Annotated in this window: 7 protein-coding genes and 1 pseudogene; all 8 read right to left on the bottom strand. The window is 72.8% G+C overall.

The window, feature by feature from the left end; all coding sequences use genetic code 11:
* Nucleotides 1–227 (bottom strand): annotated as a pseudogene (locus tag L1885_RS19115) (hypothetical protein); the annotation flags it as partial.
* Nucleotides 220–1,845, bottom strand: coding sequence for a prenyltransferase (locus L1885_RS19120; protein WP_235798372.1), 1,626 nt, complete (start codon nt 1,843–1,845; stop codon nt 220–222). The gene L1885_RS19120 and the pseudogene L1885_RS19115, both read right to left, overlap by 8 nt.
* A 20-nt stretch (nt 1,846–1,865) precedes the next feature.
* On the bottom strand, nt 1,866–2,897 hold the full coding sequence (locus L1885_RS19125) for a polyprenyl synthetase family protein (protein ID WP_235798373.1): 1,032 nt from the start codon (nt 2,895–2,897) through the stop codon (nt 1,866–1,868).
* A 216-nt stretch (nt 2,898–3,113) separates the two neighbouring features.
* Nucleotides 3,114–4,406 (bottom strand): cytochrome P450 family protein, encoded by a 1,293-nt coding sequence (locus L1885_RS19130; protein WP_235798374.1) that lies wholly within the window; start codon nt 4,404–4,406, stop codon nt 3,114–3,116.
* The gene (locus L1885_RS19135) at nt 4,403–5,026 is read right to left on the bottom strand and encodes a GTP-binding protein (protein ID WP_372481978.1); all 624 of its coding nucleotides are present in this window, start codon (nt 5,024–5,026) and stop codon (nt 4,403–4,405) included. The genes L1885_RS19130 and L1885_RS19135 overlap by 4 nt, the downstream gene beginning before the upstream one ends.
* A 25-nt stretch (nt 5,027–5,051) precedes the next feature.
* Nucleotides 5,052–5,432, bottom strand: coding sequence for a DUF742 domain-containing protein (locus tag L1885_RS19140; protein ID WP_235798375.1), 381 nt, complete (start codon nt 5,430–5,432; stop codon nt 5,052–5,054).
* Entirely contained in the window at nt 5,429–5,860 is a 432-nt protein-coding gene (locus L1885_RS19145) for a roadblock/LC7 domain-containing protein (protein WP_235798376.1), read from the bottom strand. Before L1885_RS19145 ends, L1885_RS19140 begins: the two co-directional genes overlap by 4 nt.
* Nucleotides 5,857–7,311 (bottom strand): ATP-binding protein, encoded by a 1,455-nt coding sequence (locus L1885_RS19150; RefSeq protein WP_235798377.1) that lies wholly within the window; start codon nt 7,309–7,311, stop codon nt 5,857–5,859. Before L1885_RS19150 ends, L1885_RS19145 begins: the two co-directional genes overlap by 4 nt.
* Between the last annotated feature and the right edge of the window lie 865 nt (nt 7,312–8,176).

Consider the following 8,176-nt stretch of genomic DNA (forward strand, 5'->3'; position numbering starts at 1 on the left):
GCCTGCGCGGCCCGGCCGGTGGGCGGCCACGGCGCCCGGTCTGCTCCTGCCGCCTGCTCGCTCATGCCACTGCCCTTCTCGTGGACTGCTCCGTCGTGGTGTGCTGCCGCCCCCTCGCCGCGTGCGCCGCGGCCGTCGGTGCCGCTTCCCCCGTGGCCGTCGGCGCCGGGGCCGTCGGGGCCGCGGGCCTCGGCGCGGCGTCCCTCCGCGCTCCGCCCGTCACCCATGCCGCCCCCTCAACAGGTGCCGAGCCCCGAGCACTTCGGCCTCGATCATGGCCAGTGGCGCGTACAGCGTCTTGTCGTGCCACAGGGGCGGGTGGCGGTAGTCCGAGCCCGGCGCGCACATCGCGTCGAGAGCGGCCTCGGCGCGCTTCAGGGCGTGCTCGTGGCCGCCCGGCGCGCCGAGCAGGATCTTCACGGCGTACGCGGTCTCCTCCGCGGTGCCGCCCCACACTCCCCAGGTGCCGTCCGGGCGCTGCGCGTCCCGGGTCCACTCCACGGCGCGGGCCAGGGCGCCGGCGGCCCGGTCGCCGCCGTGCCGGGCCAGGGCCGTGACGGTGCGCTCCGTCGCGTAGTACGGGGACGCGTGCCACTTGTCGGGCCAGTAGCCGTCGGCGTGCTGTGCGCCGGTCAACCACTCGACCTGACCCGCCAGTTCGGCGGCCCGCGTGATCCGCAGGCCCGGGTCTCGGCGGGCGGAGGCGCCGAGCGCGCGCAGGGCGTGCGCGTTGGCCGTGACGGAGCCGGTGTCCTCGCCGAGGTAGCAGTCGTAGTGGGTGCCGTTGTGGAACAGCGCGAGCGGCTCGGGGCCGAGCGGCAGGCCGAGCCGGGCCGCGACGAGCACGGCCATCGCGGTGTCGTCGGCGTCGATCATGAGCCCGGGCGCGCCCCGCACACCGGACGTGTCGTAGATGCGTTCCACCCAGCGCCGCGCCGTCCGGGCTCCGGCCTCGTCGAGCAGGCCCGCCGTGGACAACGCGGCGGCCACCCACAGCCGTTCGAAGACCACGATGGGGGCGGCCTCGGGGAAGAGGCCGCCGTAGCGGCGCCCCGCCTCCCGCAGCTCCCGCACGGCCGCCGACGACAGCACCTCCGCTCCGGGGACACCGCCGCCGTACGGAGGCGGCCCCGGGGTGCGCCGCGCGGCCCAGGCGGCGGTGGCAGCCGGCGAGCTGCCCAGCAGCCCCCGCTCCTCGTGGTCCCGGGGCACGAGGGCGTCCGGCAGCAGCAGCGCCAGCCCCTCGAAGGTGTGGTGGAACTTCACCGGCAGGTCGCCCACCGCGCCGTACTTCCGTGCGACGTGGCTCGGCGCGGCGCCGTGGTAGCCGCCGGGCACGGGCAATCCGGCGCCGCGCCGCCAGGGACCCAGGGCGTCGTGCCCCTCGAACTCCCCACCCGACAGGTGGTCGTTGACGGCCGCGACCAGCGCCGGCACCAGGATCTCCGCTGCGGCGGTGTCGGGCCAGGGGCCGGCCTCGGGCAGGGCGTGCAGCGCCGCGAGGCCCCGGGCGACGGCCGCCACCGCGCGCTCGGCCGTCGCGGCGGGCAGGGACGGCCGGCGCGCCACGGACAGCAGCGCCTCCACCGCGCTCAGCGTCGGCACCAGGCGGTAGGTCTCGCCGCCCTCGCCCCAACTGCCGTCCGGGGCCTGTTCGTCCAGGAGGTACGTGACGCGCCGCGCGTCGCCCTCCAGCCAGGGCGCGTACGACACCACGCGGGCCGTCTCGTAGAGTGACGGGCGCACCGAGCCCCACCCGTCCTGCTCCACCGACGCCACCAGCCGGGCCGCCCGCACCCCGAGGGGGGTCTCCCGTTCGAGCGCCGTGTTCCCGCCGGTCTCCATGCGTTGCTCCTTCCGCACTGTCACACCTGCCGTACGGTCGCGGTACGGGCCACGTCGCGCAGGCACGCGGCGGCCTCACGCGTGAAGGGCGCCGCGTCGAGCGCGCGCAGCGCGACGTCGCGACGTTCCTCGATCATGGTCTCGACGGCCTCGCGCGCCCCGGTGTCCTCAAGGATCTCCCGCACCAGGACGGCCTGTTGCTCGCTGAGGTCGGGGTCTCCGACCCGCTTGCGCAGCAGCTTCAACTGGGCCGTGGAGGCGTTGCGCACCGCATGCGCCATGAGCACCGTCGCCTTTCCCTCACGGAGGTCGTCCAGTGTCGGTTTGCCGGTGCGCGCCGGGTCGCCGAACACACCGAGCAGGTCGTCGCGCAGCTGGAAGGCCTCGCCGAGCGGGATGCCGAACGCGCTGCAGGCTTCGAGCACTTCGGGAGAGCCGCCGGCCAGGGCGGCGCCGATCTGCAGCGGCCGCTCCATGGTGTACTTGGCCGTCTTGTAGCGGATGACGTGCAGTGCCGCGTCCACGTCACCACTGGGCCGGCGGCCCGTGGTGCACAGGTCGAGCAGCTGCCCGTACATGACTTCGCTGCGCATCTCGCTTACGAGAGGCAGGACTTCGGCGAGTCGCCGCGGTTTCAGGCCGGCGGTGTGCAAGAGTTCGTCGGACCAGACGAGCGCCAGGTCTCCGAGGAGCACGGCGGCACCCATGCCGTGAGCCTCGGCCCTGGCACCCGGGCCCCCGCTGTCGGTGTAAGCTGCCGCCAAGGCTCGGTGGGCGGAGGGTTGACCGCGACGGGTGTCGCTGTCATCCATGACGTCGTCATGCACGAGCGCGAAAACCTGGAAGAGTTCGAGGCTGGCCGCCGCGTGGATGGCGGTCTCCAGCGGTTCGGGCGGACGCCCGGCCGCGTACCACCCGTATACGCACAGTACCGACCGCAATCGTTTCCCACCGGTCAGCATGGTTCGCAGGGTCGTGGTCAGGTAGGGAAGTTCGCCGCCGGGGGCGGCTCGCTCCTTCGCGTCGAGGAAACCGCGCAGGACGGCGTCCACCCGGAATCTCAGCGAGCCTCTGTCCGGTATTCGTGAGCCGGAAAGCGTGTCGGTGGTCAACGGGACGATCCCCTTTCGGTCAAGAACCGTGGGTGCGGTTCCCCACTCGCGCGGAGGACAGGCCGGGAACACCGTGCTCCCCAGTAAGCGGCCGTGCGGGTGCCGGCCGGCGCGTCGGGCCGGCCGGCACCGTGTCATCGTGACGAGCGGGGCAGTTCAGGGAGTGGGAGACAGGTGCGCGGGCACCGTGGTCGCGGCGTCCGCCCTGTCCTGGGCGCTGCGACTCCAGGGGGTGGCCCCGTCGGCGTCCGGTGCCAGAGGTGTGAAGCGGGCGGGCAGCGCGGTGAGGGTCCGGTGGATCGTCCCCTCGGCGTAGGTCAGTTCCTCCACCGGGACGGCGAGGACGATGTCGGGCAGATAGGTGGCGAGGCGCTCGATCGCCGCCGTGGCGATGAGCAGGGCGAGGTCGCGTGCCGGACAGGCGTGCGGGCCGGCCGCGAATGCCAAGTGGGCCTTGTTGCCGGAGCGGAAGCCGTCCTGCGCCACGCCCGGGTGGGGACAGGTGTTGGCGGCCGCGTACGACACCATGACGGGCGAGCCCGCCGGGATGCGCGTGCCGTGGAAGACGGTGTCCTTGCGCGGCGCGTGGAAGCTGTAGTTGGCGACCGGTGAGTCGTTCCACAGCGCGTCGTCGATGGCGTGCTGCACCGGCAGGCTGCCGGTGGTGAGCGTGCCGAAGTAACGGTCGTCGCTGAGCATGCGCACGCAGGTGTTGGCGATGAGGTTGGCGGTCGGCTCGTTGCCCGCGCCGAGCGTGAGCAGGATCTGGTTGGTGGCCTCCTCCCTGCTGAGGCCGTTGGGGTGGTCGATGAACCACGACGTGAGGTCGTGGCCGCGCTGCCTGGCCTTGCTCTCGTAGAGCGTGGCCAGGTACATCCCGAAGGCCTGCGCGCCCTGGCCGACGCGCTGCGGGTCGGAGCTCACCATCGCGGCGAGCATCTCGACCAGCTGCGGCCCCCAGGAGTCGTCCATGCCGAAGAGGCTGTTGAAGACCATCAGGGGCAGCTGGCGGGCGTACTGGGCGACCAGGTCCACCCGGCCCGTGGCCGCGAAGGCGCTGAGCAGGGTGTCCGCGTGACGGAACGTCATGGTGCGTACGTCGTGCGGGTCGAGCAGCGAGAAGCAGTCCGTGATCACCTTGCGCAAGTAGGCGTGGTGGTCGCCGTCGGCGAACGTGACGTTGGGTCGCCACTGGGACGGCTGGCTGATCGAGCTGCCCTCGGGCACCCGCGACTGCCACGGCCGCGAGTCCTTGGACCAGGTGTCGGTGTCGTTGAGGAGGTCGAGTGCGGCGCGGTAGTCGGTGACCAGGTGGACGACGAAACCGGGCGCGGCCTCGGCCAGGGCCACCGGGCCCTGGGCACGCAGCAGTTCGTAGCTGCGCCGCGGGTCCGCCGCGTGTTCGGACCCGTACAGGCGCACGGGGGCTGTGTCGGGTGTGGTCGTCACGAGGTCTTTTCTCCGGCGCGCGCGATGGAATGGGCGGTGAGTTCGATGAGGGCGTTGAGGCTGCTGTTGGTCTGCCGCGCGTCGCACTGCACGAGAGGCGTGTCCGGGGCAAGGTCGAGCTTTGCCCTGAGGATCTCCAGACTGTAATCGGGTGAGTCGGGGAAGACATTCACCGCGACGGCGTACGGCAAACCGCGCTCCTCGATGAGATCCATCACTTCGAAGGAGGCGTCCAGCCTGCGGGTGTCCACGAGGACGAGCGCGCCGAGCGCGCCGAGCGCGATGCCCTTCCACAGCGGCAGGAAGCGTCGCTGGCCCGGCGTGCCGTACAGGTACAGCACGATCTTGTCACCGGGCAGCGTCAGCCGCCCGAAGTCGATCGCGACGGTCGTCGTGGTCTTGTTGCGCAGGCCCACGAGGCTGAGGTCGTCGGTGGCCGCCGCGGCGTCCGTCATGACCTCTTCGGTGTGCAGTGTCGGAATCTCCGACAACGTCCTGATGGCGGTGGTCTTGCCGACACCGAGGTGCCCCGCGACCAGGATCTTCACGCGCCGGTGCGCGCCCTCGGGGAGATAGACGGGGCGCTGCCCGGTGGGGCCCGTGCCCGCCGACGGCGACAGCGTCCCCGCGTGGCCGGCCTGCGGGCTAGACCAGGAGTGCTCGGAGTCCACTCAAAACCTCTTCCATGACTTCCTTGGACGGGCGATTCGCGTTCGCGGCGACCTCGGCGGCATCCGCCACCGGGGCACTGCCCTTGAGCTGGCCGTCCGTGACGAGTTGTTCGGCGACGACGATGCCGACGCTCACCGGGAGGCCGAGATAGCCGGCGATCTCCATGACGGTGAGCGAGCCGCCCTCCAGCAGCTCCACCACACGCTGGTGGACCGACGTGTGGTACGGCGCGAGGGGAATGCCGGTGGCACGCAGGGCGGTCAGCGTGTCGATGGTGCTACCGATGGGGGCGCCGCCGGTGCCGGTCGCCAGATAAGCGGGCAGCAGCCTTCGCTGTTCCTGGCCCCGGCTCATGACGCGTTGTCATCGGAACGCACGGGCACGGACATGAGCTGCTCGCCCAGCTTCTTCGCCTGCCGGGCCATGGTGTGCGCGACGACGCCCATCGGCATGTCGGCGTCGCCCGAGACCGCGATCAGTGTGTTCGTCCGGATTCCGGCGGGCATCACCATGTACGTGCCGTACGCGTTCTGCACCGTGACGGTCTCCACCGGCGTCGCCTCGGGCGCGCCGAGGGCCGTGTTGGCGGCGGAGCGCGAGGCGGCGTGCAGGGCGGAGGTCATCGCGGCGATGCCGTCGGCCTCGTCGACCGGCAGCTCGGCCGACCTGGCCACGACCATGCCGTCCAGAGTCATGATCAGCGCGTGCCGGACACCCTTGATCTCGACGATCGGATTCAGGTACCAGGCTGACTGCTCTATCTGCTGGTGGGGGGTGCTCACAGAGTCTCCTCCGGGTCGTTGTGGGCCCGGCCACTGGCGAGCCCTTCTTCGAACTGGCTCCAGGTGTCACGGACCCGCTCCGGGTCCAGATCGCGGGTCGTGGGGGCCGCGGCCTCGGCCTCCACGGCCCTGGCCGGCTCGCGCCGGCGTCGCTGCGGGAGTTCGGGCGCGACCGCGGCGGCGGTGGGCACCGGCGCGGGCGCGGAGGGAGCGGCGGGGGCCGTGGGGGCGGGCCGCTTGGGGACCTGGGGCGGTACTGCGGGCAGGGGAGCCATGGCCGAGAGGGGTTCCGCCTCCTCGTCGATCGACGTCAGCAGGTTCGGGGGGATGGACAGCACGGCCCGGACGCCGCCGTACGGGGAGGGGTTGTCGATGGAGACGTGGAAGCCGTAGTCGGCGACGAGCCGGCCGATGGCGGCGAAGCCCTGCGAGGGCGGGTCGCCGAGCTCGGTGAGCATCACGTTCTGCTGGTCGGCGCCGGAGACCAGGCGCTTGCCGCGGGCAACCGCCTCACCCGTCATTCCCTTGCCTGCGTCGTCGACGGTGACGCAGACGCTGCCGTTCTCCGTCTGGATCAGGCTGACGTCCACGAGGAGGTCGTCGCGGGAGTGCTCCAGCGCGTTGGCCATCAGCTCGGCCACGGCGACGGCCACGGGCTCCGCGGCCCGGCCGACGATGGCGATGTTCGACGCGTGCATCCGCGAGCTGATCTTCACGCGGTCGAAACCGCGCAGCCGGGAGGAGGCCCCGGTGACGACCTCGGCGGCGTAGGTGTCCTTGCGGACGTGGCCCGGCCAGGCGCCGCACACGATGGCGGCCTTCTGGATCAGACGCAGGTTCTGCTCGTTGAGGTGGTCGGCCGCGAGCAGACGGCGCGTCAGGCTGCGGGGCGCGCTGAACTCGTGCTGCAGCGCGTCGATCTCCGTCTGGAGGCGGTAGGAGAGGGCCTGCATGTCCTGGCTCGCGCCGCGCAGGGCCGCGCGGGCCGCGGCGTCGATGCGGCGGCGCTCCTTGAGCACGGTCGTGCGGAACAGGTCGAGCACGGGCGCGAACGGATCCGTGGCCGCGGCCGCCCCGTCAGCCGCGTCGCGGGGTCCGTCGCCGGCCGTGGCGCCGGGAGCTGCCGCCCCCTCCGCGTGCAGCGGGCCGGGGACCGGGTGGTGGTCGCTGATGAGGTTCAGCGCCAGGGCAGGCAGCCGGCGGGAGACCAGGTGGTCGAGCTCCTCGCGGAACTCGCCCCCCTGGGCCTGCGCGGCCTGGACGCGCGCCTCGGCCGAGCGCGTCCTTGCCTCGGCGGCCAGCGCCCTGGCGTCGGCCGCCTGGGCGGCCTGGGCCAGTTCACGTGCTCTGCGGGCCTGCTGACGGCGCGATCGTGCGAGCCTCAGCGAGACCACGACCAAGACGAGGGTCGCGACGCCGAGCAGTACAGCGGCTACGGATATCGAGCTCACTAGTGAGGGTCCTAGAGGGTTGGGGCTTGGGGCTGAGCTTCCGGGTCGTCCCTGACCAGGGGCCAAGCTGCGGACGGCGACGGCGCAAGGCGCCCGGAGCCCCGGCTCTCCTCGGTGGCAAGCGCTTACGACTCCTGCAATGCCCTACGCCAAACGGTCGCCAGTGTACGGAGGTTGATCCTCTCACGCACCAGCCGGACCGCTCCTGACCGTATGGAACCCGTACGCTTTCGACTGCCCGCGAGCACAGTGTGATCACTTGGCGACGGCGGGTCAGATTTTCGCCGACGGTGCGTCAGAAGTGTGTCGGGGTCGTATCGGTAGCGTGTCCGCCCCTGGACGCGGGAGGGTCCCGTGTGCGAAAGCGGAGGGCGCGCCCCCCGCCCGGCCCGGTGACCGTTTCCCGCCCGCGGCTGTTTCCCGCCGACGACGACTTTGCGCCGACTTCACCGCGCGTACCGGGATCGGCCCGGCGGCCACGGCGTGCGCCGCGGCAGCCGCGCCCCGGGGGCCGGATACCGTCCTGCGAGGTCACCGCCGACAGGGGCCCGCGCGGGCACGCCGGGGCCTGCCGCGACGCGAGCGGGCCCCGTGGCGCTTTCCGGCCAGGAACGGACGCCGGGGGTTTCCCGCGGAAACGGGCATCCACCCCTGCGGCCGGAGGCCGAAGCAGAAACGGGCGCGGCTCACGTTCCCGGGCGGGGACGGGCGAACCGGCGCGATCCGGGTCGAGCGCGGGCGCGGCGGGCGGGGGGGGTGCGGCAGGCGGAGGGTGCGGCAGGCGCGGGCGCGGCGGGGGGTGCGGTAGGCGGGGGGCGGCAGGGGCGGGCGCGGCGGCTCAGACGGTGGGCGTGCCCGGCGGGTC

This window comes from Streptomyces fuscigenes, assembly GCF_021556455.1.
In the GTDB taxonomy this organism is placed as follows: Bacteria; Actinomycetota; Actinomycetes; order Streptomycetales; family Streptomycetaceae; genus Streptomyces; species Streptomyces fuscigenes.

Bases quoted from the DNA above. Each gene is read 5' to 3' on its own strand.
- L1885_RS19140 (WP_235798375.1), bottom strand. From the start codon at position 5,432: ATGAGCCGGGGCCAGGAACAGCGAAGGCTGCTGCCCGCTTATCTGGCG.
- L1885_RS19120 (WP_235798372.1), bottom strand. From the start codon at position 1,845: ATGGAGACCGGCGGGAACACGGCGCTCGAACGGGAGACCCCCCTCGGG.